Here is a 26,254-nt window from a genome sequence, read left to right as displayed (position 1 = left end):
GTCATGGCCAAGCAGCAGAAGTCCCGGCAGCAGCAGTCGGACGAGCGGAACCAGGGCGCTCAGGACGCCGAGCGCAACAAGGACTTCGGGGACCGGGCGGTCGAGGCTCGCCTGCCCGACGACCCCCGGGCGATGGCACCCCGGGACGCGATCGGGCGGCCGTCGACAGGCGAACCCGTCTGACGTGACGCAGTGCTGACGGTCGGGGCGGGAGCAGTCCCGCCCCGACCGTCACTCCACGTTCGCGCGCTCGGGCAACCGCAGCAGCGGTGACCTGCCCGGTGGCTGCTCGGGCGGGGGGCCGGACGGCTCGGCCGGCGGGACCGGCACCGTCACCGGTTCGTCGCAGGTCACCCGCAGCATCTGGTCGTGGTGGCGCAGCTCCACCACGTCGTCCGGACCGCCGTGACGCAGCGAGTACGTCGTCTGGTGCGGGCGGACATCCACCCGCAGTGCCAGCCCGCGCCACTGGAGGGAGAACTCCAGTCGGCTGAGTCGGCTGGAGAGCCGGGGCGCGAAGGACAGCTCGCCGTGGTGGTCCCGGAGCCCGCCGAGCCCACTGACCAGGGCGAGCCAGGCGCCGGCCAACGACGCCATGTGCACGCCGTCACGGGTGTTCTCGTTGAGGTCGTGCAGGTCCATCAGCGCGGCCTCGCGCAGGTAGGTGTGCGCCAGTTCCGGGTGGCCCACCTCGGCGGCGAGCACCGACTGCGTGCAGGCCGACAACGACGAGTCGCGTACGGTGCGGCGCTCGTAGTAGAGGAAGTTGCGGACCTTCTCCTCGGGGGTGAACGCGTCCCCTCGCCAGTGCATGGCGAGGACCAGGTCCGCCTGCTTGACGACCTGCTTGCGGTACAGCTCGAAGTACGGGTAGTGCAGCAGCAGCGGGTACTTTTCCGCAGGGGTGTGCGGGAAGTCCCACTCCTGTAGCCGGGTGAAGCCCTCCACCTGCTGGTGCACGTCGAGTTCCTCGTCGTACGGAACGTGCATGGAGGTGGCGGCGTCCCGCCAGCTCGCCGCCTCCTCGTCGGTGACCCCGAGGTGGAACGCCTCGTCCCGGTAGCGCATCACCACGTCGGCGGCCGCGAGCAGGTTCCGTTGTGCCATCAGGTTGGTGTAGATGTTGTCGTTCTTCACGGCGGTGTACTCGTCCGGGCCGGTGACACCGTCGATGTGGAACTGGCCGTGCCGGTCGTGGTGGCCGATCGAGCGCCACAGCCGGGCGGTCTCCACAAGCAACTCCAGCCCGACGTCCCGCTCGAACTGGATGTCTCCGGTGACCATCACGTAGCGGCGCACGGCGTCGGCGATGTCGGCGGCGATGTGGAACGCCGCCGTGCCGGCCGGCCAGTAGCCGGAGGACTCCGGCCCCTCGATGGTCCGCCAGGGGAACGCCGCGCCCCTGAGGTTGAGTGTCTCGGCACGCTCCCGCGCCGAGTCCAGCGTGCTGTGCCGCCACTGCAACGCGCTGCGCACCGCGCTCGGCTGGGTGTACGTGAGCACGGGCAGCACGAACATCTCGGTGTCCCAGAATGCGTGCCCGTCGTAACCGGGACCGGTCAGCCCTTTCGCCGAGATCGGCCGCTGCTCGGCCCGCGCGCCGGCCTGGAGCACGTGGAAGAGACCGAACCGGACCGCCTGCTGCACCTCCGGGTCACCCTCGACAAGCACGTCGGAGGCGTCCCAGAACTCGTCGAGGTAGTTGCGCTGCTCCCGGTGCAGGCCGTCCCAGCCGTCCAGTCGGGCGCCGGCGAGGGCCGCGCCGACCTGGTCGCGCAGCGCGGGCAGCGACCGCCGACTCGACCAGCTGTACGTCAGATACTTGATCACCCGCAGCTTCTCGCCGGGCTTGAGCACGCAGGCGATCGTGGTGCGTACCCAGTCCTGGTAGCCCTCGGACTCGATCGTGGTGTGGTCCGGGCCGTGCACCTCGTGCTCCATCGCGGCGGCGACCCGCAACCCGGAGACCTTGGTGCGGTGGATCAACTGCCCCCCGTCCGGGGTGGTCAGCTCCTCCTCGGCCTGCAGGGGTGACTCCAGCACCGCGGCGACCCGGGGGTCCTTGCTCTGCGCGGGCAGCGACTCGTTGGCAACCAGCTCGGACTGCACGATCAGCCGTAGTGGGCCGTCGACGGCCTCCACCTCGTAGCTGATCGCGGCGACCGACCGCTGGGTGAACGAGACCAGGCGGGTGCTGCGGACCTTCACCTCCCGACCGGCGGGCGAGCGCCAGTGCAGCTCCCGGTGCAGGGTGCCGGCCCTCATGTCGAGGATCCGCTCGTGGGCCAGCAGCTCCCCGTACCGCACGTCGAGTGGTTCGTCGTCGACGAGCAGCCGCATCAGCTTGCCGTTCGTGACGTTGACGATGGTCTGCCCGGACTCGGGGAAGCCGTAGCCGGCCTCCGCGTACGGCAGCGGGCGCAGCTCGTAGAACGAGTTGAGGTAGGTGCCGGGCAGGCCGTGCGGCTCGCCCTCGTCGAGGTTGCCGCGCAGCCCGACGTGCCCGTTGGAGAGCGCGAAGACCGACTCCGACTGGGCCAGCACGTCCATGTCGAGCCGGATCTCGCGGACGTGCCACGGCTCGACCGGATAGGCCCGTTCCCGGATCACGCGAGGTCCCGTCGGGTGCTCGGTTGGTGGGCGACAACGGTGCGGGCCGGGCCCGCCGGATCGGCGGTGTCGAGCAGGTCCGCCAGGTCCTGCACCACGATGTCGGCGCCGTGCGCGAGCAGCTCGTCAGCCTGCCCGACCCGGTCGACGCCGACCACGTAACCGAAACCGCCGGCACGGCCGGCGGCCACCCCGGAGAGGGCGTCCTCGAAGACGGCGGCCTGCGCCGGGTCCACGCCGAGCAGCCTGGCCCCGGCGAGGAACGTGTCCGGTTCGGGCTTTCCGCGCAGCCCTTCCGCCCGGGCCACCAGCCCGTCGACCCGGGCCTCCAGCAGCGTTGCCAGCCCTGCCGCGGCGACCACCTCGGCCCCGTTGGCGCTCGCGGTCACCACTGCCCGGCGCAGCCCGGCGGTGGCGGCCGCCCGCAGGTAGTGCACCGACCCCGGGTAGACCTCGACGCCGACGTCGCGCAGGTGTTGGAGCAGCAGCACGTTCTTGCGGTTGCCCACGCCGTTGACGGTGTCGGCGTCCGGTGGGTCATCGGGGCTGCCCTCGGGCAGCACGATGCCGCGGGAGGCGAGGAAGGTCCGGACGCCGTCGGCGCGAGGTCGGCCGTCGACGTAGCGGTTGTAGTCCGGGCCGGGGTCGAAGGGTTGGAACGGTTCGCCGGAGGCGGTGGCGCGCTGCCGGAGAAACTCGTCGAACGTCTGCGTCCAGGCGGCGTTGTGCACGCGGGCGGTCTGCGTCAGCACACCGTCCAGGTCGAAGAGACAGGCGGTCACGTGAGCAGGTAGGCCCAGCACGGTACGAATCTATCCACCCCGCTGGGCCCGCAAACCCGTTTCGGCCTCCTCGGCACGATTTCAGTTGGGTCGCAGCGTCCAGACCACGGTCATGGCCGAGGTCGGCTTGCCGTCTTCGGTCGCGATCTCCACCTCGACTCCGAATTCCGGCCGCCGGCCGGACTCGAACTCCTCGATCACGTCGAGCGCCGGCCGGCCGAGCCGCGCGGTGGCCCGCACCGGGCCCATGGCGAGCTTGCGGTAGGCGATCTCGGCCCCGACGGCGAGCGGCACGGCCCGGTCGAGCAGGTGCCCGAAGGCCGCCAGCACGACCGCGCCGGAGGCCGTCTCGCCGAGGGTGAAGATGGCGCCCGCGTGCGGGCCCCCGACGTGGTTGTGGGTGGCCGGCGAGTCGGGCATCCGGACGACTGCCCGGACCCCGCCCTCCGCCTCGGGCGCCACCTCGACGAATTCGAAGCCGAGCGTACGGGCGAAGGGCACCGCTTCGAGCATGCCGGCCGCCACCTGGCGGGAGTCGATGGTCATGCGCTGACGTTACTAGCCGGTAACCAGGCCGGCAACCAGGAGTTTTCCGCTTCCGTCAGGCGCGTCAGAGGTTGGCGATCGTCCGCAGGATCTCCGCGTAGAAGTTGCCGTCGATGCTGCGGAAGAAGGCGAAATCCTGGCCCGGGTCACCGAAGAACGGGCGCAGCGTCCACGCCAACTGGGTGCCGACGAAGCCGAAGAGCAGAATCCAGATGTAGAGCAGGGTCATGCTCGCCGGCCGCTGCGTCGGTTCGCCGTGTCGGACCGGGCGCTCATTCCACGAGCGCGGATAGCCGGGCGGCAACCCGCCCGCAGCACCGGCGGGCTGCCCGCCCCACTGCGCCGGAACGTGAGCCGGCACGGCGGTGGCCACGCCGTTCGAAGCGGGTTCGGCCACCGCGACCGCGGCCGGTACGGCCGCCGGCTCGGCACTCGCACCGGCGGCCGGAGCGGCTGCCGCTGCCGAGCCGGCGGGCACCGCTGCCGGCACGGCCGGGGCCGGGGCGTTGGCCTGCGCGTTGACCTGGGCGTTGGCGGTCGGCGGCGCGAGCAGACCGTGGTCGTTGAGCACCTGCATGCCGCCGGTCAGGAAACGCAGCCCGACCAGCGCCGACAGGGCCAGGATCGCCACGTTGAGCAGCTTGAAGAACCCGTAGTCGGGCGCGGTGATCAGGAAGAAGAGACTGATCGGCGCGAACGCCACCGCGAGCATCGAGGTGACCGTGATCGCCACCATCACCAGCGCCAACGACTGACGCACCGAGAGCCGGGCACCGAAGACCAGGTTGAACAGGTAGAGCGTGGGCAGACAGATGGCCAGTGTGACGAGGAACAGCAGTGGCAGTTTCAGCGCCGAGGTGAGCGCCATCAGCGCACTGTGGAAGGCGCCGAGCACCGCCCCGTAGCAGGCAAGCGCGATGGCGGAGCTGGCAAGCATCCGCCCGGTCAACGCGTTGAGGTCACGCTCGGCCACGATCTGCTGCCAGATGCCCTCACGGTCGCGCAGGATGCGCTCGATGACGAGCGGGCTGGGACGGTCACCCGACACGGGCGCACCCCTTTCGGTGGTCTTTCACTGTGGACTGGGTGGGCAGACGGTAGGGCACCCGAGGACCGGGCCGCCACCCTGCTCCGGTGAGTCGTCAGCGCCAACCCACGTCGATCCGGGCGCCCCGCTCGTCGAAGAAGTGCAGCGCGTCCATCCGAACCGAGACGGCGAGCGGGTGACCGGCGCTGACCGCCGGGTACGGCGCCAGCCGCACCGCCAGCTCCGCCGGGCGGCGGTGGTGCCGGCCCGGATCGGGAAGCACGCTGGTCTGGGCACTGCTGCTTTGGGGCTCCTGCGGCTCCACCGGCTTGCCGGTGAGGCGCTGCATCACCGAGCCGAACCGCCGCAGGCCACGCTGGCCCACCGGCGGCGGGTCGAGCGGCGCACCCATCTCGTCGACCATGATCGCGGTAGCGCCGATGTCGAGGAACGCCAGCGACTCGTGCCCGTGGTGCTCCAGGTAGCGGATCCGCCCGCGCAGCACGTCGCCCGGGCTGTCCGGGGCGACCGGGGTGAGCGCCTCGGCCCGCATGCCGACCACGATCCGCTCACCGTGGTAGTGCGCCACCGCGCGACTGCGGATGTCGTTCCAGGGCAGGTAGAGCGACTGCTCACCGAGGTTGAGCGTGACGTACCGGTCGAGGTGGACGTAGACCGACGCCTCCAGCAGGTTCATCCGCGGGCTGCCCAGGAACGCCGCCACGTAGAGCGTCGCCGGCCGGCCGTACACCTGGGTGGGTGTGCCCACGTCCTGGAGTACGCCCTTCCGCATGATGGCCACCCGGTCGGCCATGGTGAGCGCCTCGGCCTGGTCGTGGGTGACGTAGACGGTGGTGACGCCCAGCTCCCGGGTCAGGCCGGAGATCTCCGCGCGCAGCTCCGCACGGAGACCGCTGTCCAGGTTCGACAGGGGCTCGTCCATGAGGAACAGGCCGGGCCGGCGGACGATCGCCCGCCCCATCGCCACCCGCTGCCGCTGCCCACCGGAGAGCTGGCCGGGCTTGCGGGCCAGCACGTCACCGATGCCCAGCGCGCTGGCCACGTCACTGACCCGCTCACCGCGTGGTTCCGGCTCCACCCCGGCCAGTCGCAACGGAAAGGCGATGTTGTCGCCGACGGTCATGTGCGGGTAGAGCGCGAAGTCCTGGAAGACCATGGCGATCTTGCGGTCCCGTGGCGGCAGGTCGTTCGCCAGCTCCCCGTCGAGCAGGACAGCCCCGCTGGTCGGCTCCTCCAACCCGGCGATCATCCGCAAAACCGTGGACTTGCCGCAACCGGACGGCCCGAGGAGCACCATGAATTCGCCGTCGGTAACATCGAGATTGATGCTGTCGACGGCCATGGTGCCATCCCTGAATACCTTGGTCACATCCTTGAGCGTGACGGTGCTCACCGTCGTCCCCCCCAGTTGGTCGGCCGAACCCCTGAAGACTGTGACCAGGATCATTGGTTTAGGACATCGGGTAAACGTCCTATGTTCAGGCGGTGACGCTGCTATTAAGCGACAAAAGTCCGATCAGCAGCGCGCGGACCGTTCACCAGGCTCGCCAAGGAACACCTGACGCACCACCCGCTCCGCCGCGTGGCCGTCGTCCAATGTGCAGAACCGGCCCCGGAACTGCTCGCGGGCCTTGGCCGCCGCGTCCGAGCGCACCGCGTCGGTCCGGAACAGGTCGAGCAGATCGTCGAAGGTGGTCGCCACCGCACCCGGCGGCTCGGCCGTCACGTCGAAGTAGACACCCCGGGCCAGCCGGTACGCCTCCCAGTCCGGGGCGTACAGCACGATCGGCCGGTCCAGCACCGCGTAGTCGAACATCGCCGACGAATAGTCGGTGACCAGCACATCCGCCACCAGGTAGAGGTCCTCCACCCGCTGGTGGCCGCTGACGTCGCGGACCCGCTCCCAGTCCGCCGGGCGTCCGGGACGCCGATCGCGGTCGTGGAAGTAGTGGCTGCGCATCAGCAGCCTCCCCGAGTCACCGAGTGCCCGCACGAACCGGTCCGGGTCGAACGGCGGCCGGTAGCCGGGCAGGTGCTCGCGGTGCGTCGGGGCGTACAGCACGACCTGCTCGTCGGGGTGGAGGCCGAACTCCGCGCGCAGTCGGCGCACCTCGTCCGGGCCGGCGGTGACCAGGCGGTCGTTGCGCGGGTAGCCCACCTCCAGGGTCGTGTACGTGGCCGGGTACGCCCGGTCCCACATCTGGGTGGAGAAACTGTTCGCGCTGACGCTGAAGTCCCAGCGGTCCACCCGGCGCAGCAGCCCGGCGAAGTCCATCCGGCCCGCGCCGATCGGGTAGCGCTGCTGATCCAGCCCCATCACCTTCACCGGCGTGCCGTGGTGGGTCTGCAGGTGCACCTGCTCCTGTCGCTTCCGGACGAAGTCCGGGAAGTTGACGTTGTTGACCAACCACCGGGCGCGGGCCAGCACCCGGTAGTACGCCGGGGTGCCGGCGACCACGTACTCCACCCCGGTCGGCACGGTGTCCACCCGGTCCCGGCGCACGATCCACACCCCGCGCACCCCCGGCGCCAACGTCCGGGCAGCCTCGTAGATCGCCGCCGGGTTGCAGGAGTAACCCCGGAACCAGTAGGCCGCGTACACCGCGAGGGTCGGATCGACAGGCCGTCGCAGCTCGGCCCGGTAGTACTCGCGCAGCATCCCGTCGCGGGTCAGCCGAGCACCGCGCCGAGCGACCGGGCCGACCCGACGCCGGGCGGTCCGCGCCTGCCGGCGGGCGGCGTCGCGGGCCCGGCTCGCGGCCCGCAACGCGCTGAAGGTGCGCCACCGACCGGAGGCGACAAGCTTGTGCTTGATCCCCTCCACCCCGTCCGGGACGGGATAGCCGCCGGGCGGCAACCAGCGTTCGTAGTCGGCGGTGATCTGCGCGAAGAACGCCGGCCGCAGCTCCGGGGCGATCCGCTGGCCGTTGCCGAGCACGGTCAGGTAGTGCCAGATCATCCGCTCGAAGACGGCCGGCCGCAGGGCGTCGGTCGCCGCGCCCCACGCGTCCATCAGGTGGAAGACCCGGTGCCACTGCGGGAAGACCTCGAAATGCCGGTCACCCCGGGTCCGGGTGATCGCGCCGGCGCGGCGTTGCCGGTAGTTGACGCAGACCCGATCCAGTACGCCGATCCGCTGCGCCGCCATCAGCACCGGGTAGCTGAACGAGACGTCCTCGTACCAGCCGGGCGCGAACCGCAGCCCCAGGTCGGTCAGGAACTCCCGGCGGACCAACCGGTTCCAGGCGGTGTGCAGCAGACGCATCGCCTCCGGCCGGTCCCGCAGCCGGAAGGTGCCCGCGCCGGGCGACTCGGGGAACACCTCGGCCATGGCGCTGCGGGTGGCGGTGTCGTTCCAGTGGGTGCGGACGTGGTCGACGAGCAGCACGTCCGGGCGGGTCACCCGCAACCGCTCGGCGACCTCGGGCAGGCACTCCGGCGCCAGCCAGTCGTCGCCGTCGAGGAACCACACGTACTCGCCGACGGCCCGGTCCAGCCCGATGTTGCGGGCTGGACCGAGGCCGACGTTCTCCGGCAGCCGGACCGAGTGGACCCGCTGGTCGCGGGCCGCGTACTCGTCGATGATGTCGCCGCTGGCATCCGGCGAGCAGTCGTCGACGGCGATGACCTCGATGTCGGTCTCCGGCTGGCCGAGGATGGAGTCCAGGCATTCACGCAGGTATCCCTGCACCCGGAAGGCCGGCACCACGAAACTGATCAGGGTCATCCGGCCGTCCCTCCGTCAGCGTGGCGCGGCACCTCCGGCGCCCACCGGCGCGACAAGCGCCCGCGCGCTACGGGCCGGTCGGACGAACCAGGCCAGGACGACGCTCACCACGAAAACCACGAGAAGGTACGCACCGAGTGTAGCCAGCCCGATACCCGCCACGCCGACAATCGCCGCGAGGGCCAGCAGCACCGAACGTCCGTCCCAGCCCAGCGTGGCCGCGTGCAGCGGTGGTGCCGCCTGCCGCTTCTCCAGCCGGGCCGTCAGGTCGTAGTGGTGCACGGTGAGCACGAAGACGTACCCGAAGATCAGCCAACCTGGCGCGTCGCCGACCACGCCGACCGCGATGGCGAACAGGTACTCGGCCGCCCGCAACGCCGCCGGCACCAGCCAGTCCAACGGCCCGTTGTGGGCCGCCCCGGCACCCAGCCCACCGACGAGCAGCACCAGCAGCGCCACCGGCACCGCCCAGCGCAGCCCGTCCGGCGCGTCACCCAGCAGCGCCACCGCCAGCAGCACCGCCGGGCCGAGCGCGGCGATCACCGCCAGGGTGAGCGGGCCCATCGGGCGGAACACCGGCAGCCGCCGGGCCAGCGGCCCGTCGTCGCGGTGCAGGGTGGCATCGACGGTGTCCAGCACCGGCACCCACATCCAGCGGGCGCGCAGCGTCCGCAGAGCCCCGGTGTACGCGAACGCCAGCACCCCCCAGACCAGCACCGCGATCAGGCTGACCAGCGGATTGAACAGCGCCACGGTCACCGCGATCAACGCCCAGCGCTCACCGATCGGGAAGACGACAGTGCGTTTGAGCCAGTACGACAGCGAGCCCGTGTCCGCCTGCACCCGGGTCGACGCCGCGTTCAACCGGTCGCCGATACCGCCGCCGGCACCCGTCGCCACCCGGGGTCGGCGGGCCGCCTCGTCGTGCAGCACCCCGTACCAGGTGTCGGTCATGTGCCGGACGGTCTGCAACGTCATCGCGGCGATCGCCAACGCCCAACCGTTGCCCAACCCGGCGTGGCTCACCCCGAAGCCCAGGCCGGCGTAGACCAGGTATTCCTTGGCCCGGTCCGCCATGGTGTCCAGCCAGCCACCCCAGGCGCTGAAGTGCCGGGTGTAGCGGGCCAACTGGCCGTCCACGCAGTCGAGCACGAAGCCGAGGTAGAGCAGTACCGCGCCGCTGACCAGGGCGGGACGCCCGCCGACTGCGAACAGCACCGCCGCCGCCAGCGCGAACAGCACCGAGATCGCCGTCACCCCGGTCGGGGTGAGCCGGAGCCGGGCCGACAGCCGGACCACGTACGGCGACCAGGTGCTGACGAAGTAGGTGGAGAAGAAGTCGTCCTTCTCCTTGACCGACAGCCGCAGCTCGGCCCGGTCCTCGTCGACAGCCGTCACCGCCGCTTCGGCGGCCGCCACCCCGGACGCGTCCGCGACCCGGTGCGCGACGAGCAGGCGTACCCGCTGGGCGAAGATCAGGGTGCCGAGCGCCGCGAGACCCGCGACGAGCCGGTCCACGGCGGATCCGGGACCGCCGGCCGCTACCGACCCGTCGGACCCGACCGCGCCGGTCGCCGGCAGCGGCGCCACGTCGCCGACCGGACCGATCGGGGCGGCGACCGGGAGCATCCCGGACGCGGCGGCACGGGCGGCGGCGGCGAGCGTCGGCAGGTCGTCCACGCCGACCCGCAACGCGCCACCGAACACGCCGGTGGCCTCGCCGTCGAGCGCGTCCAGCGGACCGGCGTCGACCACCTGGCCGCGTTCCTCGCGAACGGCGGTCCGACCGGGCACCGGCGGGTCGGTGAGCACCAGCGCCACCGTCGGCCCGACCGGGCTGGTGGCCAGGTGCCGCAGCACGGCCGTGTGGGCGACCAGGTCGGTGCCGGTGATCAGCAGCGGGCCGTCGGCGGTGTCGGCGAGCGCGGCCAGCTCGTCGAGGTCGCCGGCGAACCGCACCTCGTCCGCCCCGGCCCGGCGCAACTGGGCGGCGAGACGCTCGGTCAGCGGCTCGCCTGTCGACGTGGTCAGGCGCGCCGCGGTCGTCCCGGCGGCGAGCACGATCGCGAGCGTCACCGCGGGACCGCGGCGTGGTACGCGTCGAGCGCCTCGGCGATGCTGCCGTCGAGCATCAACCGGCCCGCGTCGAGGTACAACCCCCGACGGCAGAACCGGGTCAGGTCCTTTTCGTTGTGTGACACCAGCACCAGCGTGCGCCCCTCCCCGAGCAGACGATCAATCGTCGCGTAGCACTTCTTGCGGAACTCCGCGTCTCCGACCGCGGTCACCTCGTCCATCAGCAGGATCGGGTGCGGCAGGTGCGAGATGATCGCGAAGCCGAGCCGCACCTTCATCCCCGACGAGTAGTGGCGCACCGACGTGTCGATGGCACCCTGCACCTGCTCACCGGCGAACTCGACGATCTCGTCGAAGTGCCGTTTCAGATAGCCCGTCGACAGTCCGTGCAGCCCACCGACCAGGTGCAGGTTCTCCCGCCCGGTCAGGTCGTTGGCGAAACCGGCGGACAACTCCAGCAACGGCGCGACCGCACCGTGCACCCGGATGCTGCCCTCGTCCGGGATGAGGACACCGGCGATCAGCCGCAGCAGGGTGCTCTTTCCGGTGCCGTTACGGCCGATCACCCCGACGGTCTCGCCCGGCTCGACGGTGAACGACACGTCGCGCAGCGGCCAGAACTGGCCGGGCAGGGCACCGCGCCCGCCCCGGTGGATGAACAACTCCCGCAGCCGCAACTGCCGGCGCCGGTTGCGGACGAACCGGATGCCCAGGCCGTCGGCCTCGATGATCGGCGCGGCCACGTCAGAGTTCCTTGAGCACTGCGGGTTCCAACCGGCGGAACGACCACCAGCCGGCGGCCAGCACCAGCAGGCTGCCGACGACGGTCGTGGCGAGCAGCCGCGCGTTCGGGAACTCGTCCGGGTACCAGATCGCGTGGTGCAACTGGAAGATCCCGACCAGCGGGTTCAGCTCGTACACCACCTTCAGCCAGCCGGGCAGGTTGGACTCCCGGACCAGGCTGAGCGGGTAGATGATCGGCGTGGCGTAGAAGAGCACCCGGATGATCAGCCGCAGGAACCGTTCCACGTCGCGCATCAGCACGTTCCAGGCGGACAGCAGCAGGGCCAGCCCGGTCAACAGGACGGCCTGGACGGCGACCGCGAGCGGCAGGGCGAACAGCGACCAGCCGGGGTGGATCCGACCGTGCACCGCGTAGATCACCGCGATGGCGACCAGGATCGGCAGGCCGGCCGCGTACTCGGCGAACCGGCCGGTGACCCGGCCGATCGGGAAGACCTGACGCGGCACGTTCATCGTGGTGATCAACCGGGACTGGCCGGTCAGCGCGTTCGTCGCCTCGCTCAGCGCCGAGCTGGTCCACATCCAGGCGAAGATCCCGGTGATCAGGAACAGCGGGTACGAGCCGGCCGCCTCACCCAGGTGCCGGCCGGTGTCCCGCGAGTAGAGCACCCCGAACACGAACCAGTAGATGGCGCCCATGCCGAGCGGCTCGATCAACGACCAGAAGTAGCCGAGCACCGACTGCTGGTACTTGACCGCCAGATCCCGCCGGACCAGGATGCGCAGCGAGTTGCGGTGCGACCACAACGCCGCGACGCCAGAGGTCACCGCGAGCCTCCCGCCTCCTGAAACGGACGACAGGTTAGCAGTCGGTGAACGAATGCCCCGAATCGGCCGGACTCAGCACTCGATCACGTTGACGGCCAGACCGCCACGCGCCGTCTCCTTGTATTTGACCTTCATGTCGGCGCCCGTCTCCCGCATGGTCTTGATGACCTTGTCCAGCGACACCTTGTGCACACCGTCGCCGCGCAGCGCCAGCCGGGCGGCCGTGATCGCCTTGATGCTAGCCACCGCGTTCCGCTCGATGCAGGGGATCTGCACCAGGCCACCCACCGGGTCACAGGTCAACCCGAGGTTGTGCTCCATCCCGATCTCGGCCGCGTTCTCCACCTGCTCCGGGGTGCCACCGAGCGCCTCGGCCAGCCCGGCCGCCGCCATCGAGCACGCCGAACCGACCTCACCCTGGCAGCCGACCTCCGCGCCGGAGATCGACGCGTTCTCCTTGAACAGCACGCCGATGGCGCCCGCCGTCAGCAGGAACCGCACCACACCGTCGTCGTCAGCGCCCGGCACGAACCGGGTGTAGTAGTGCAGCACCGCCGGAATGATCCCGGCCGCACCGTTCGTCGGCGCGGTGACCACCCGGCCACCGGCAGCGTTCTCCTCGTTGACCGCGAGGGCGAACAGCGTCACCCAGTCCATCGCGTGCAGCGGGTCGGGCGTCCCGGCGTCCGCCTCCAGGCCGCGCCGCAGCTCCGCCGCCCGCCGCCGAACCTTCAACCCACCCGGGAGTACGCCGTCCCGCTCGCAGCCGCGCTGCACGCACTCCCGCATCACCCGCCAGATCTCCAGCAGGCCGGCCCGGATGTCCGCCTCGCTGCGCCAGGAGCGCTCGTTGGCGAGCATCACCTCGCTTATCGACAGGCCGGTGGAGGTGGTGACGTCGAGGAGCTGCGCCCCGGTCAGGAAGGGGTACCGCACCTGGGTGCTGTCCGGCTTGATCCGGTCCGCGCCGGCCGCCGCCTCGTCCACCACGAATCCGCCACCGACGGAGTAGTAGGTGCGGCTGCGCACCTCGGCGCCGGCCCCGTCGTACGCCGCGAAGGTCATCCCGTTCGGGTGGTACGGAAGCGAACGACGCCGGTGCAACGTCAGGTCCCGGTCCGGGTCGAAGTCGATCTCGTGCGCGGCCAGGATGCTGATCCGCCGCTCGGCCCGGATCCGCTCGACCCGCGGACCGATGGTGTCCGTGTCGACAGTCTCCGGCGACTCGCCCGCCAACCCGAGCAGCACCGCCGGACCGCTGCCGTGGCCGTGCCCGGTCGCGCCCAACGAGCCGAACAGCTCAGCCTGCACCCGTGCGACGTCGGTGAGCAGCCCGTCGGCCTTGAGCCCGGCGACGAACGTCCGCGCGGCCCGCATCGGCCCCACCGTGTGCGAGCTGGACGGCCCGATACCGACGCTGAAGAGGTCGAAAACACTGATCATGGCTGCGCTTCCTCGCCGTCGTCCCGGCGTACGGGACCCGGCCGCGCCAGGACCGCCGATCTGACGGCCCCGCTCGTGACCGACCGGGGTATGGATTGCGGCCGCCCGGGGTGTGGGTGGCCGATCTGCCAGCGTACCCGCCCAGCTCACCGCCCACCCGCGCACCGGGACGTGTGCACCTGACCGCCGCCCGCGGACGCGGCGGCTCGGGGAGGCGTCAGCGAGGGGTTGCCCGGGTAAAGCACCTACGGGTCCACGGGTCGCCGCTCATCCTCGGGACCGAGGGCGAGGTGGTCATCCCCTTCTACCGTGGATTGCAGACGCGGCGCACCGCCGCAGAGTGGGAGTACGACGATGAGTCGCAAACTGGTCCGGCCCCGCGAGGGGCGCATGCTCGCCGGTGTCTGCGCCGGCCTCGGTCGGCGGTTCGGCATGTCCGCCGGGATGGTCCGGCTGCTGTTCCTGCTGTCCCTGCTGTTGCCCGGCACCCAGGTGATCGTCTACCTGATCCTGTGGGTGCTGATGCCGAACGAGGACCGCTACCTCGCCTCCACCGGACACTAGATCCCGCCCCGGAGCGGATTGGGGCCGCAGGCCCACCCGCGGGGGGACCACACGGAAGCGCCCGCTCCGACGGAAGTCGGTGCGGGCGCTTCGGCGTTACGGGCTTGGCAGGTCAGGGGGCTACGTAGGTGACCGTGATCTGCTGGTAGCCGAGGGAGCGCAGCAGCCCTTCCAGCATCTTGCGGGTGTTCTCCTCGGCTCGGGCGGAGAGGCCGCTGTCGCGGGCGGCGGCGGTGATCCGGTCCTCGGCGAGCTGGTAGACCTGCTGCTGCCGGTTGGGGTCGTTGCCGACCAGGTCACCGAGCCGGTTGAGCAGGCCACGCTGCTCGGCGAAGACGTAGCTCTTCTCCATGTCGAGGTTGGTCTCGCCGAGCTGCGGCGCGGGCAGCTTGATCTCGACGGACTTGCCGTCGGCGGACTGGACGATGGCACCGTCACCGATCTTGGTGAAGTCGACGTACGCCTCGACACTGCCGGCCCCGACGAACAGGGTGCGCTCGTTGAGCAGGAAATCCGGCACGTTGCGCCTGTCGTTCTGGGTGTCGACGACCACCTGGAAGTTGCCCTCCGCGGCCACGTAGCGGCTGAGGTCCTGGATCGACTTCAGCAGCGGTGGCTGGCTGCGGTCGGTCTGCTCCTTGGCGAACGGGTTGCGGAAATCCGGCAGGAAGCCGGTCGCCTGGATGCCGAGCAGCACCACCACGGCCAGCGCGGCGGCACCGAGCAGCAGGAGCAGGCCGCGAGCGGCCCCACCACCACCGCCGTCGCCACCGGCCGCCGGGCCGGTGGGCGGGCCGGCGGGAGGGTCGCCGGGCCCACCGGGGCCGCCAGCGCTTCCATAGCCGCCCGGTGTATCAGTGGCCGGCTCGGGTGTAGCGGTCGACCGCTCCCGGAGATCGTCACCGGTCGGGTAACCGGGGAACTCCCTCGTGGGCTCGTTGTTGCCAGCGTCGCGGGCCATCACGCTCACCGTCCTCGTCAGACACGTCGTCTGCCGATGACGGTACGGCCCCACTGCGACAGTCGCGCGTCGAGCGCCGGTACGGCGAGATCGGGCAGGTCAGGCGAACGCGGAAAGCCCGGTGAGCCGTTGCCCGACGACCAACTGGTGGATCTCGGAGGTGCCCTCGTACGTCAGCACGCTCTCCAGGTTGTTGGCGTGCCGCATCACCGGGTATTCGCCGGAGACGCCGTTGGCGCCGAGGATGGTCCGACACTGCCGGGCGATGGCCAGGGCCTCCCGCACGTTGTTCAGCTTGCCCACGCTCACCTGCTCGGGCCGCAGCCGGTGGGTGTCGGCAAGCCGACCCAGGTGCAGCGCGAGCAGTTGCCCCTTCACCAGCTCGACGGCCATGTCGGCGAGCTTCGCCTGGGTGAGCTGGAAGCCGGCCAGCGGGCGACCGAACTGGGTGCGGGTGGTGGCGTACGCCAGTGTGGTCTCCAGGCAGTCACGGGCGGCGCCGATCGCGCCCCAGACGATGCCGTACCGGGCCTCGGTGAGGCAGCTCAGCGGCGCCTTGAGCCCGACCGCCTCGGGTAGCTGGGCGTCCGCCGGGAGCCGGACGTCGTCGAGCACGATCTCGCCGGTCACCGACGCGCGCAGCGACATCTTGCGGCGGATCTCCCGGGCCGCGACACCGGGTGTGTCCATGGGTACGGCGAAACCGCGCACACCCTCGTCGGTGCGCGCCCAGATCACCGCGACGTCGGCGATCGGCGCGTTGGTGATCCACATCTTTCCGCCGGTGAGCAGCCAGTCGTCGCCGTCGCGGCGGGCCCGGGTGGTCATCGAGGCGGGGTCGGAGCCGTGGTCCGGTTCGGTCAGGCCGAAACAGCCGATCGCCTCGCCGGTGGCCATCGACGGCAGCCAGCGTTGTTTCTGCTCCTCGCTGCCGTAGCGCCAGAGGGCGTACATGGCGAGCGACCCCTGCACCGAGACCAGGGAACGGAGGCCCGAGTCACCGGCTTCCAGCTCCTGGCAGGCCAGCCCGTAGGCGACAGCTGACGCGCCGGCGCAGCCGTAGCCGCTCAGGTGCATGCCGAGCAGTCCGAGTTTGCCGAACTCGCGGGCCAGGTCCCGGGCCGGCACCTGGCCGTCCTCGTACCAGTCGGCGACGTGCGGTCGCACCCGGTCGTCGACGAGCTGGCGGACGACGTCACGGATCTGCCGCTCCTCCTCGGAGAGCGAGAGGTCCAGGTCGAGCAGGTCGAGTGGAGCGGTCATGGACGCCACCCTAACGAAGGTTCAGCGCGCGAAAGAAGGGCTCGTCACTCGATCGGTTCCGAGAGCACAAGCACCCGCGCGTGGATCTGGTTGCGCTGCTGCAGGGCGGCGCGCAACGCGCGGTGCAGCCCGTCCTCCAGGTAGAGCCCGCCGTTCCACTGCACGACGTGCGGGAAGAGGTCACCGTAGAAGGTGGAATCCTCGGCGAGGAGCTTGTCCAGCGCCAGCTCGCGCTTGGTGGTGATCATCTGATCCAGGCGCAGCGGACGGGGCGGGATCTCCGCCCACTGCTTCAGGGTCAGGTTGTGCTCCGGGTAGGGACGCCCGTCCCGGACCGCTCTGAAGATCACGACGGCACGCTCCCCTCCCCGTGGCCGGGCCGACCGACAGCGCCGAGCCGGGCCGCGGCGGGCACCGCGCGGCGCGGCACCGATGACCGTGCCAGCCTAGCCGCCCAGCGCTCGTTGCGTTCTGCTCCCTGATGTCAGTTTCGCTACCGCTCGTCCGATCCTCAACTCCGACGAACGGGACGCAGCACTCAGCTCCACCTGCCGCGCCGGACAACCTCGTCCACTCCACGACGTCCACGGCGCAGCGACGGTGACCGATGGTCGGGTGCCCGGTAACCGATTGTGACGGCACCGATGGGTTGGTACTCCGCCGGCACGCCGAACGCGTCCCGGTAACTGGTCAGCCGCTGCGGCGCGATACCGAAGAAACAGGCCCCCAGCCCCTCGTCCACGGCGGTCAGCAGCATCAGCAACGCCGCGAAGCCGGTGTCCACGTGCCAGTACGGCACCGGCCACCGATCGGTGGACCGGTCCGTCCAGCCCTTGTCCGGCTCGGCGTAGCGCCGCAGGTAGGCCGACTCGTTGGCGTGCGGCACCACGATGAGCGGCGCCCGGCGCATCCCGGCCAGCCAGCGCTCCCGTCCGCCACCGTCCGGGGTGGTGGCCGCCCAGAACCGCTCCCGGTCGGCCGGCTCCTCCAGCACCAGGAAGCCCCAGCCCTGGGCGAACCCGGCCGACGGGGCGCGGATCGCGTGGTCGAGCAGCCGTTCCACCACGTCGGGCGGGACCGGACGGTCCGGGTCGTAGTTGCGCACCATCCGCCGACGCCGGACCACCTCGGCGAACTCCATCAGGCCCCGGGCCGGATGCCCCAGGCACCCCGCCAGGTCGTACCGGGCTTGAGCGAGATCAGGTCCCGACCCGACCGGTACGCGTCCGGAGGGCAGGTCATCGGCTCGATCGCCACCGAGCGGCGGTGCCGCACACCGGTGAGCGCGTCCCCGGTGAACACCTGCCACCAACCGAACTCCGCATCCGCCCAGATGTGCACCCCGATCGAGGAGTCCGGGGCGGACAGGCTCACCGACGAACCGCCGTCGGCGTCGCGGATCACCTCGCCGAAGCACAGGTCCAGCTCGGCGGCACCGATCCGGCGCGGGCTGGTCCAGTCGTACTCGGTGCCGGCCACTCCGGTCGCGCCGATCGGCAGCAGCCGGCCGTCGACAAGCATCCGGGTACGGGTCGGCAGCCGCATGACCAGGTCGTCGACCGCGACGCCCGGCAGTTGCAGGTACGGGTGCACGGAGAAGCCGAACGGCGCCGCCTCGCCACCGATGTTCGTCACCTCGTGCTCGGCGCGCAGCCCGTCCGCGCCGACGCTCCACCGGCTGAGCAGCCGCAACGGCCACGGGTAGCCGGGCTGCGGCGGCAGGTCGTAGCCGACGGTCACGGCGTCCGCCGACTGCTCCACCAACTGCCACGGCACCCAGTTGACAAGCCCGTGGATCGCCACGTGCCGCTCCGGCTCGGTCAGCGGAAGCTGGTGCGTCCGCTCGCCGAACGGGTAACGGCCATCGCGGATCCGGTTCGGCCAGGGTGCCAGCACCTGCCCGGCGCAACCGGGGCAGACCTCGTCGGTCTGGTAACCGTCGACCAGGTCGACGCCGTCGTGCCGGTACGTCCGGAGCCCACCACCCACCTCCACGATGACGGCCTCGTGGCCGGCGGCGGAGATGGTCCACTGGGCGCCGGAGAACGCGCGCTGCTCGGGGCTTTCCATGTCGGCGACCCTAACCGGTCACGTCCGTTCGCCGCTCGACGCCGCCGCCCGGTAGCGCAGCAGCGCCGGGAACGCGACAGCGAGCACCACGACGAGCACGGCCGAGGCCAGTCCGCCGGCCACCCAGGCCACCCCGCCGCCGAACCCGGCGGCCATCGTGCCGGCCCGCAGATCGCCCAACCGTGGGCCACCGGCCACCACCACCGTGTTGACGCCCTGAAGCCGGCCACGCATCCGGTCCGGTGCGTAGACAAGCAACATCGACTGGCGCAGCACCGCGCTGACCAGGTCGGCGGCCCCGGCCACGGCGAGCAGGAGGACCATCAGCCAGAGCTGGTGGGCGAGCCCGGCCGCGGCGATCGCGACTCCCCAGGCGACCACCGCGACCACCAGGCCGAGGCCCTGCCGGCGGAGCCGGCCGATCCAGCCGGAGGTCAGCCCACCGATCATCGAGCCGATCGCGATGGCGCTGTAGAGCAGGCCGACCGCTCCACCGCCGCCGAACCTCTCGTGGGCGATCTCCGGGAAGAGCGCCCGCGGCATGGCGAGGATCATCGCGATCAGGTCCACCCCGAAGGACAGCAGCAGCACCGGTGTGGTGGCCAGGTAGCGGAATCCGTCGACCACGCTGGCCAGGCCGGCGCGGCGGGGCTCACCGTCGGCGGTCGGCTCGGGCGGCAGCGCGGGCAGCCGCAGCGCCGCCCAGAGCATCGCGGTGAACAGCACCGCGTCCACCCCGTACGCGATGGGCAGCACGACAGTGGTGTCCGCCGAGGCGGAGAGGATCAGGCCGGCGGCGAGCGGGCCGGCGACCGAGGCCGCCGTGAAGGTCGTGTAGTTCAGCGTGCTGGCGGCCGGCACCAGGTCGTCCGGCACCAGGCGGGGCAGCATGGCGCTGCGGGCCGGCGAGGTGATCGCGAACGCCACCGACTGCAACGCCATCAACGCCAGCAGCAGTACCGGGCTGCCCACGTTCAGCAGTGCCTGGACCAGCAGCCCGAGGGTGGACGCCCAGAGCAGGACCGACCCGCCGAGCAGCACGGCACGACGGTCGTGGGCGTCGGCGACCGCGCCACCCCAGAGCCCGAAGATCAGCAACGGTACGAAGGCCGCCACGCCCAGCAGGCCCACCCAGAACGAGTCCCGGGTCAGGGCGTACATCTCCACCGGGACCGCGACGGCGGTGAACTGGAATCCGAACATCGCCACCGTGTTGCCGAGCCAGAGCCGCCGGTACGCGGGCACCCGCAGCGGACGTACGTCGATCGCCCAGCGGCGCGCTCCGCGCGGCCGGGCCTCCTGCACACCCGTCACGGCGCCAACCGCTCGACGATCCAGCCGCCCTCGTCGAGGTGACGGAAACGGAGCCGGTCGTGCAACCGACCGGCCCGGCCCTGCCAGAACTCCACCGACTCGGGTCGGACCCGCAACCCGCCCCAGTGCGGCGGGATCGGGATCTCCGCCTCCCCGGCGAACCGCTCGGCCACCTCCCGGTAGCGCTCCTCAAGCGTCGCCCGGTCCGGCACCACCTGGGACTGCGGGCTGGCCCAGGCACCCAGTTGGGAACCGCGCGGCCGGCTGGCGAAGTACGCGGCGCTCGTCGCACGGTCGACAGGCACGACCCGCCCGGCGACCACCACCTGCCGCTGCATCGGGAACCACGGGAAGACCAGGCTGGCGTACGGGTTGTCGGACGCCTCGACCCCCTTGCGGGACAGGTGGTTGGTGAAGAAGACGAAGCCGTCCGGGTCGTACCCCTTGAGCAGCACCGTCCGGCCGCTCGGCCGGCCGGCCGAGTCCGCGGTGCCCACCACCATGGCGTTCACCTCGGGTAGCCCGAAGGCCACCGCGTCGGCGAACCACCTGTCGAACTGCGTGTGCCAGTCGACGGCCAGGTCGGCTTCGGTCAGGCCCAGGTCCGCGGCGTACTCGTTACGCATCGCGGCCGGGCCGGGTGTGTCGCCCGTCACGTCCCCACTCCTTCTCGGCAGGTCCGCCGGCGCCCTCCCGCGCAGGCCAGCCCGCACCGCCCAGTCTCACCGAGTCCGGCGGAGAATGCGCGTCCGGGGATGTCGCGTGCAGCACAGTCGCCGTGGGTCGCGTATCCGGTTACTCAGCAGGCAAGATGTTCCGAACACATCCCTGAGGGTCGCCTAAGGCGCTCGGCCGACCGGGCCGGATGAGCCGACCGGGCGCACCGACCAGATCCAGGAGAGCGACATGGCCGATTTCAAACCCGGGCTGGAGGGCGTCGTCGCCTTCGAGACCGAGATCGCCGAACCCGACCGCGAGGGTGGCGCGCTGCGCTACCGCGGGGTCGACATCGAGGATCTGATCGGTCAGGTCTCGTTCGGCAACGTGTGGGCGCTGCTTGTCGACGGCCGGTTCGGGCCGGGCCTGCCGCCGGCGGAGCCGTTCCCGGTGCCTGTGCACTCCGGTGACATCCGGGTCGACGTGCAGTCGGCGGTCGCCATGCTCGCCCCGTACTGGGGGCTCAGCCAACTGCTCGACATCTCCGACGAGCAGGCCCGCGCGGACCTCGCCCGGGTTTCGGTGACCGCGCTCTCCTTCGTCGCCCAGTCCGCCCGAGGGCTCGGCCTGCCGGCGGTGCCGCAGAAGGAGATCGACAAGGCGCAGACCATCGTCGAGCGGTTCATGAAGCGGTGGCGCGGCGAGCCCGACCCCCGGCACGTCAAGGCCGTCGACGCGTACTTCATCTCGGCCGCCGAGCACGGCCTGAACGCCTCCACCTTCACCGCCCGCATCGTCGCCTCCACCGGAGCGGACGCGGCGGCCTGCATCTCGTCGGGCATCGGCGCCCTCTCCGGCCCGCTGCACGGCGGCGCGCCGTCCCGGGTGCTCAGCATGCTGGAGGCGGTGGAGCGCAGCGGCGACGCGGAGGGCTACGTCAAGGGCGTGCTCGATCGCGGCGAGCGGCTGATGGGCTTCGGCCACCGCGTCTACCGGGCCGAGGACCCGCGCGCCCGGGTGCTCCGCCGCACGGCCAAGGAGTTGAGCGCGCCGCGCTTCGAGATCGCCGAGGCGCTGGAGAAGGCCGCGCTCGCCGAGTTGCAGGCCCGCCGCCCGGACCGGGTGCTGGCCACGAACGTCGAGTTCTGGTCGGCCGTCGTGCTGGACTTCGCCGAGGTGCCCGCGCACATGTTCACCTCGATGTTCACCTGCGCGCGGATGGGCGGTTGGAGCGCGCACATCCTGGAGCAGAAGCGCCTGCAGCGGCTGGTCCGCCCGGCCGCCCGCTACGTCGGCCCGGAGGCCCGCAAGCCGTCCGGCGTCGAAGGCTGGGCCGCCATCCCGCACGGCGTCTGACGAGGTCGAGAAGGGCTCCTCCGCTACGTCCCGGCGTGGCGGAGGGGCCCTTCGGCACGTCAGCCGAGCGGTTGCCGTCGAGGTGTGGCGAAGGACTCAGCCCGGCCCCCGGGGGCCCGGCTTCCACCGATGGGTCCGAGTGCGAGGATGAGGGTCGGCAGTGTCGCCGGGCCCGCCCTCGCCCTTGCGGAAGGATCTTCAAGACCGTGGCTGACGCACCGACCATCCGGATTCCCGATGACCTCAAGCCCGCCGACGGACGCTTCGGCTGCGGCCCGTCCAAGGTCCGTCCCGCGGCGGTGTCCGCGCTTGCCGAGGTCGCGACCAGCTACCTGGGCACCTCGCACCGGCAGAAGACGGTCCGCGACCAGGTGGCCCGGCTGCGCTCCGGCATCGCCGAGTTCTTCTCGCTGCCCGAGGGTTACGAGGTCGTGATCGGCAACGGCGGCACCACCGCGTTCTGGGAGGTCGCCACCTTCGGCCTGGTTCGCGACCGGGCCCAGTTCGCCAGCTTCGGCGAGTTCGGCGCCAAGTTCGCCAAGTCGGTCAAGGACGCGCCGTTCCTCGGTGAGCCGACCGTTCGCAAGGCCGAGGCCGGCAGCGCGCCGACCCTGGTCGCCGAGTCCGGCGTGGACGTGTACGCGACTCCGCAGAACGAGACGTCGACAGGCGTGGCCGTCCCGATCAGCCGGGTCGCCGGGGCGGACGAGGGCGCGTTGCTGCTCGTCGACGCGACCTCCGGCGCGGGTGGCCTGGAGGTCAACGTCGGCGAGACCGACGTCTACTACTTCGCTCCGCAGAAGTGCTTCGGCTCCGACGGCGGTCTCTGGCTGGCCCTGATGTCGCCGGCCGCGCTGGATCGCGCCGCCGAGATCAAGGCGTCCGGGCGCTACATCCCCGCCTTCCTCGACCTGGTCACCGCGATCGACAACTCGCGGCTGGAGCAGACCTACAACACCCCGGCGCTGGCCACCATCTTCCTGGCGGCCGAGCAGACCGACTGGATGAACGCGCAGGGCGGCCTGGCCTGGGCGGCCAAGCGCACCGCCGAGAGCGCCGCCACGGTGTACGGCTGGGCGGAACGGTCGAGCGTGGCCAGCCCGTTCGTCGGCGACCCGGCGCTGCGCTCCAACGTGGTCGCCACGATCGACTTCGCCGACGGGGTGGACGCCACCGCGATCGCGAAGGCACTGCGCGCCAACGGCATCGTGGACACCGAGCCCTACCGCAAGCTCGGCCGCAACCAGCTCCGGGTGGCGCTGTTCCCGGCCGTCGAGCCGGCGGATGTCGAGGCGTTGACCGCGTCCATCGACTACGTCATCGAGCGACTCTGACGTTCGTCACGGTCGGTGTTCGTTGGAGCCTCCACGGACACCGACCGTGATCATCGTTGCAGCTCAGTCGCGACATGCGGGGTGTCGCTTCCCCCACCCCGAGACAGATGCGCGTACGGTGGTCCGAGACGCCTGGGTGGCCGACTCGTGGCGTGCGGCCAGCGAAGCGGGACGGAGGCAACGCTATGCGCCCAGTACGCTTCGTCGCCCTCTCCGAGGACGGCCATGCCCTGGTTCTCGCCGACGAGGTCGGGCGGTTGCTCGCCCTGCCGATCGACGACCGGATCTCGGGTGCGCTGCACGCCGAGCCCGGCGCGCCGCCGCTCCCGGCGGCACCGACAGCCGTCGACCCGATTCCCTCACTGTCCCCGAGGGACATCCAGGCCCGCATCCGCTCCGGTGAGTCCGCCGAGGACGTCGCCCGGATCGCCGGGGTGCCGGTCGACCGGGTGCTGCGCTATGCCGGCCCGGTGCTCCAGGAGCGGGCGATGCTCGCCCAGCACGCCCGCCGCACCCGGCTCAAGGGCGCGGAGAAGCCCACCCCGTTGGCCGAGGTGGTAAACGGTCGGTTGAGCCAGCACGGCATCGACACCGAGAAGATCTCCTGGGACGCGTACCGGCGGGACGACGGCACCTGGCGGATCATCGCCACCTGGCCGTCCGGCAAGGCGACAGCGCAGGCCATCTGGGATCTCGACAAGACCCGGCAGTCGGTCGCTCCGCACGACGACATGGCGCAGTATCTGTGCGCCGAGCGGCCCACGCCGATCCTCGGCCAGGAGCCGGCGCCGGAGCGGGGCGGGCACGGCCTGCCCGGTCCCTCACGCGGCGAGCCGAGCCGTGGTGGGCACGGGTTGCCGGCGGCGTCCGAGCATCCGCGTCCGGGCCGGGACCCGATCCGGGCCGGACGGGACGCGCTGCTCGCCTCCCTGGACCGCCCGCTCGGCGCCTCGTCGGGTCGTGGCCTTGAGCCGCGTACCCCGGCTGCTCATGCCGGTCCGGACGCGCCTCGGCAGCGGCCGGTCGGCGGGGGTGCCGCGGCGCTGCTCGGTGGCGGCCAGGGGTCGGCCTTCGACGACGACTCCGACGCACCCAAGGAGGTGCCGGCCGTGCCGTCGCTGGCGGTGCTGCGGCCCCGCCGCACGGGCGCGGCGGCTGCCGCCGGTGGTGAGTCCACCGACGCCAACGGCAAGCCGCGCAAGCGCCTGCCGAGCTGGGACGACGTGCTCTTCGGCAGCGGGCCGGCGGCGCGCGAGTCTTCCTGACGCGTCGAGCGTTGGCGGGTGGCGAACCACCACCCGCCAACGCTCGACGCGTTCACCTCACCGAGGGGCTTCCGCATCCCCGCGGTCGAGGCGGGCGACCTCACGTACGGCCTCGGCGACGGCCGGGAAGTCCTTCTTGAGGATCGCACCGTGGTTGCTGGCTACCTTCGCGGCGATCTGGATGTGCGGGTTGCGGGCGGTCACCGCGTCGAGGCTGGTGCGGATCGTCTCCTGCTCGTCACCGCGACTGCCCAGCGACGTGCCGGAGGCGACGACGTACCGCACCGGGACGGTGATGCTGTCCAGCACCGGGCCCAGCTCGCGCTCGCGGGAGAGTCTGCCCAGCTCGATGTTGCTGTCCGCCATCTGCTCGGCATTCATGCGCGGGGTCAGACCGGTCGGGCGCAGCAGCGGCATGAACACGTTCATCCGTCGGAACATCTTCCGGATCCGCTGTTCCATGGCCTCGTCCAGCCAGTCGTGCGGGAAGGCGCCGTCGACCAGGACCGCACCGAGAGCGCGCTGCGGGTTCCGGTTGGCCCAGTGCGCCCCGACGACGGCCCCGTAGGACCAGCCCACCACCAGCGCGCGGTCCACCTCGCGGGCGGCGAGGACGGCATCGACGTCGCGGACGGCCGCCTCGAAGGAGTAGTCCGTCGAGCGCTTCGACTTCCTGCCGCGAGCCCGCTCGTCGTAGGTGATGTGCCGCCAACCGGTGCCCAGTTCGGCGATGACTCGACGCCAGTACCCCTGGGTGGCGAACTGGCCGTTGAGGTAGAGCACGGGGACACCGGGACCGCCGGTGTCGGTGACGGCCAGGGCGGTGTCGTCGATCGGCACCATGCCGGTCCATGTCGGGCTGGTCGCGGCGGCGTTGTTCATCGTCATGTCTCCACTCCTGGTCGCGTCGGGGGTCTGGTCGGGTTCAGTGGCTGCGGGCGGTGATGTCGCCCAGCGAGGTGGTGGCGCGGATGTCGAGTGCGGCGGTGCCGTCGTTCTTGAGGGCGTTGCTGACCCGGCCGTGGCCGGTGCCGGCGTCCAGCGTGGCGGAGACGCCGGCGGCGGCGGCGATCGAGATGTCGCCGGACTGAGTGGTCAGCACGACGGTGCCGTGTACGGCTTCGGCGATCCGGATGTCGCCCCTCGCGGTGCTGATCTCGGCGGGGCCGGTGAGCCGGCCGACCTCGACGTCGCCGTCGATCGCGGTGAGGCGGACACTGGCCGCCTCATCGATCTTGATCTGGCGGTACGCGCCGTCGAAGGCGATGTCGCCGAGGCGTCCCACACCCCGCAGCTCGGCGCTGACGGCCTTGGCGTCGATGCGGGAGCCGGCGGGCAGTCGGACGGTCACCTGCAGGGATCCGGAGGGACCGACGAGCGGGTTGCTGGGGGTCGCGGCCGTGATCCGTAGGACGCCGTCGGCGTACGCGACGGTGGTCTGCTCGGCGGCCCTGGTGTCGCGGCGCTTGGCCGGGTCGGTCGGCAGCACCTCGACTGTGGTGTCGACGCGGTCGGCGGCGATGAGCTGGATGCGCCCGGCGGGGATGTCCAGGATGGCGGAGATCGGGGCGGGGGTGTCGAACGTCTTCATCATGTTCTCCGGTGCTCGTGCGCTGTTTCTAATACCGGAAACGCTACGTTGCTTTCCATGCGGAGGCAACGAGCT

General features: G+C 71.4%; 24 protein-coding genes. 5 read left to right on the top strand and 19 right to left on the bottom strand.

The genetic code is table 11. From position 1 onward, the window contains the following. The first annotated feature begins 3 nt into the window (after window positions 1-3). On the top strand, window positions 4-183 hold the full coding sequence (locus AB0F61_RS23950; protein ID WP_357813355.1) for a hypothetical protein: 180 nt from the start codon (window positions 4-6) through the stop codon (window positions 181-183). 48 nt (window positions 184-231) lie between these two features. Here the strand turns inward: AB0F61_RS23950 and AB0F61_RS23945 are convergent, their stop codons facing one another. The 10 genes from AB0F61_RS23945 to AB0F61_RS23900 all read right to left on the bottom strand — a co-directional run bounded on the left by AB0F61_RS23945 (window position 232) and on the right by AB0F61_RS23900 (window position 13,804). Beyond that, window positions 232-2,610: a glycoside hydrolase family 65 protein gene (locus AB0F61_RS23945; RefSeq protein WP_357813353.1), complete on the bottom strand. Its 2,379-nt coding sequence runs from the start codon at window positions 2,608-2,610 to the stop codon at window positions 232-234. Further along, window positions 2,607-3,413 carry a beta-phosphoglucomutase family hydrolase gene (locus AB0F61_RS23940; RefSeq protein WP_357813350.1) on the bottom strand — a complete coding sequence of 269 codons (807 nt, stop codon included), beginning with the start codon at window positions 3,411-3,413 and terminating at the stop codon, window positions 2,607-2,609. Before AB0F61_RS23940 ends, AB0F61_RS23945 begins: the two co-directional genes overlap by 4 nt. 60 nt (window positions 3,414-3,473) lie before the next feature. Beyond that, a complete protein-coding gene (locus AB0F61_RS23935) occupies window positions 3,474-3,938 on the bottom strand; it encodes a DUF4442 domain-containing protein (RefSeq protein WP_357813347.1) in 465 nt (154 codons plus the stop codon). A 64-nt stretch (window positions 3,939-4,002) separates the two neighbouring features. After that, the gene (locus tag AB0F61_RS23930; protein ID WP_357813344.1) at window positions 4,003-4,986 is read right to left on the bottom strand and encodes a hypothetical protein; all 984 of its coding nucleotides are present in this window, start codon (window positions 4,984-4,986) and stop codon (window positions 4,003-4,005) included. A 94-nt stretch (window positions 4,987-5,080) separates the two neighbouring features. Next, on the bottom strand, window positions 5,081-6,379 hold the full coding sequence (locus tag AB0F61_RS23925; RefSeq protein ID WP_357813341.1) for an ABC transporter ATP-binding protein: 1,299 nt from the start codon (window positions 6,377-6,379) through the stop codon (window positions 5,081-5,083). Between the two features lie 123 nt (window positions 6,380-6,502). Then, a complete protein-coding gene (locus AB0F61_RS23920; RefSeq protein WP_357813338.1) occupies window positions 6,503-8,713 on the bottom strand; it encodes a bifunctional glycosyltransferase family 2 protein/CDP-glycerol:glycerophosphate glycerophosphotransferase in 2,211 nt (736 codons plus the stop codon). Window positions 8,714-8,728: 15 nt separating this feature from the next. Further along, a complete protein-coding gene (locus AB0F61_RS23915) occupies window positions 8,729-10,744 on the bottom strand; it encodes a DUF5941 domain-containing protein (RefSeq protein ID WP_357813489.1) in 2,016 nt (671 codons plus the stop codon). Window positions 10,745-10,785: 41 nt separating this feature from the next. After that, window positions 10,786-11,532 (bottom strand): ABC transporter ATP-binding protein, encoded by a 747-nt coding sequence (locus AB0F61_RS23910; RefSeq protein WP_357813335.1) that lies wholly within the window; start codon window positions 11,530-11,532, stop codon window positions 10,786-10,788. Between the two features lies 1 nt (window position 11,533). Then, the gene (locus AB0F61_RS23905) at window positions 11,534-12,361 is read right to left on the bottom strand and encodes an ABC transporter permease (protein ID WP_357813332.1); all 828 of its coding nucleotides are present in this window, start codon (window positions 12,359-12,361) and stop codon (window positions 11,534-11,536) included. A 72-nt stretch (window positions 12,362-12,433) separates the two neighbouring features. Continuing rightward, window positions 12,434-13,804, bottom strand: a complete 1,371-nt coding sequence (locus AB0F61_RS23900; RefSeq protein WP_357813330.1) for an L-serine ammonia-lyase — start codon at window positions 13,802-13,804, stop codon at window positions 12,434-12,436. A gap of 354 nt (window positions 13,805-14,158) precedes the next feature. Here AB0F61_RS23900 and AB0F61_RS23895 point away from each other — a divergent pair, with 354 nt between their 5' ends. Further along, window positions 14,159-14,368: a PspC domain-containing protein gene (locus AB0F61_RS23895; RefSeq protein WP_030329606.1), complete on the top strand. Its 210-nt coding sequence runs from the start codon at window positions 14,159-14,161 to the stop codon at window positions 14,366-14,368. A gap of 112 nt (window positions 14,369-14,480) precedes the next feature. Here AB0F61_RS23895 and AB0F61_RS23890 read toward each other — a convergent pair whose 3' ends face one another. From AB0F61_RS23890 to pdxH, 7 genes are all read right to left on the bottom strand, one after another. Continuing rightward, on the bottom strand, window positions 14,481-15,329 hold the full coding sequence (locus tag AB0F61_RS23890) for a DUF4230 domain-containing protein (RefSeq protein WP_357813327.1): 849 nt from the start codon (window positions 15,327-15,329) through the stop codon (window positions 14,481-14,483). Between the two features lie 99 nt (window positions 15,330-15,428). Further along, on the bottom strand, window positions 15,429-16,592 hold the full coding sequence (locus AB0F61_RS23885; RefSeq protein WP_357813324.1) for an acyl-CoA dehydrogenase family protein: 1,164 nt from the start codon (window positions 16,590-16,592) through the stop codon (window positions 15,429-15,431). 44 nt (window positions 16,593-16,636) lie between these two features. Next, window positions 16,637-16,942 (bottom strand): type II toxin-antitoxin system VapB family antitoxin, encoded by a 306-nt coding sequence (locus tag AB0F61_RS23880; RefSeq protein WP_030329612.1) that lies wholly within the window; start codon window positions 16,940-16,942, stop codon window positions 16,637-16,639. Window positions 16,943-17,130: 188 nt separating this feature from the next. Further along, window positions 17,131-17,733: a nitroreductase family protein gene (locus AB0F61_RS23875; protein WP_357813321.1), complete on the bottom strand. Its 603-nt coding sequence runs from the start codon at window positions 17,731-17,733 to the stop codon at window positions 17,131-17,133. Continuing rightward, window positions 17,733-18,662: an aldose 1-epimerase family protein gene (locus tag AB0F61_RS23870; RefSeq protein WP_357813319.1), complete on the bottom strand. Its 930-nt coding sequence runs from the start codon at window positions 18,660-18,662 to the stop codon at window positions 17,733-17,735. Before AB0F61_RS23870 ends, AB0F61_RS23875 begins: the two co-directional genes overlap by 1 nt. 18 nt (window positions 18,663-18,680) lie before the next feature. After that, window positions 18,681-19,976, bottom strand: a complete 1,296-nt coding sequence (locus tag AB0F61_RS23865) for an MFS transporter (RefSeq protein WP_357813316.1) — start codon at window positions 19,974-19,976, stop codon at window positions 18,681-18,683. Next, window positions 19,973-20,602 (bottom strand): pyridoxamine 5'-phosphate oxidase, encoded by a 630-nt coding sequence (gene pdxH / locus AB0F61_RS23860; protein ID WP_357813486.1) that lies wholly within the window; start codon window positions 20,600-20,602, stop codon window positions 19,973-19,975. The genes AB0F61_RS23865 and pdxH overlap by 4 nt, the downstream gene beginning before the upstream one ends. A 280-nt stretch (window positions 20,603-20,882) precedes the next feature. Between pdxH and AB0F61_RS23855 the strand changes: the two genes are divergently transcribed. The 3 genes from AB0F61_RS23855 to sepH all read left to right on the top strand — a co-directional run bounded on the left by AB0F61_RS23855 (window position 20,883) and on the right by sepH (window position 24,588). Further along, window positions 20,883-21,989 carry a citrate synthase 2 gene (locus AB0F61_RS23855; protein WP_357813313.1) on the top strand — a complete coding sequence of 369 codons (1,107 nt, stop codon included), beginning with the start codon at window positions 20,883-20,885 and terminating at the stop codon, window positions 21,987-21,989. 206 nt (window positions 21,990-22,195) lie between these two features. After that, on the top strand, window positions 22,196-23,323 hold the full coding sequence (gene serC, locus AB0F61_RS23850) for a phosphoserine transaminase (protein ID WP_357813310.1): 1,128 nt from the start codon (window positions 22,196-22,198) through the stop codon (window positions 23,321-23,323). Between the two features lie 185 nt (window positions 23,324-23,508). Next, window positions 23,509-24,588 (top strand): septation protein SepH, encoded by a 1,080-nt coding sequence (sepH, locus tag AB0F61_RS23845; protein ID WP_357813307.1) that lies wholly within the window; start codon window positions 23,509-23,511, stop codon window positions 24,586-24,588. A 57-nt stretch (window positions 24,589-24,645) separates the two neighbouring features. Here the strand turns inward: sepH and AB0F61_RS23840 are convergent, their stop codons facing one another. Beyond that, entirely contained in the window at window positions 24,646-25,476 is an 831-nt protein-coding gene (locus tag AB0F61_RS23840) for an alpha/beta hydrolase (protein ID WP_357813304.1), read from the bottom strand. A gap of 37 nt (window positions 25,477-25,513) precedes the next feature. Then, the gene (locus AB0F61_RS23835; protein ID WP_357813301.1) at window positions 25,514-26,179 is read right to left on the bottom strand and encodes a DUF4097 family beta strand repeat-containing protein; all 666 of its coding nucleotides are present in this window, start codon (window positions 26,177-26,179) and stop codon (window positions 25,514-25,516) included. Between the last annotated feature and the right edge of the window lie 75 nt (window positions 26,180-26,254).

The organism is Micromonospora sp. NPDC023888 (genome assembly GCF_040639415.1).
Classification (GTDB): Bacteria; Actinomycetota; Actinomycetes; order Mycobacteriales; family Micromonosporaceae; genus Micromonospora.
This window is presented reverse-complemented; position numbering and strand designations above follow the sequence as displayed.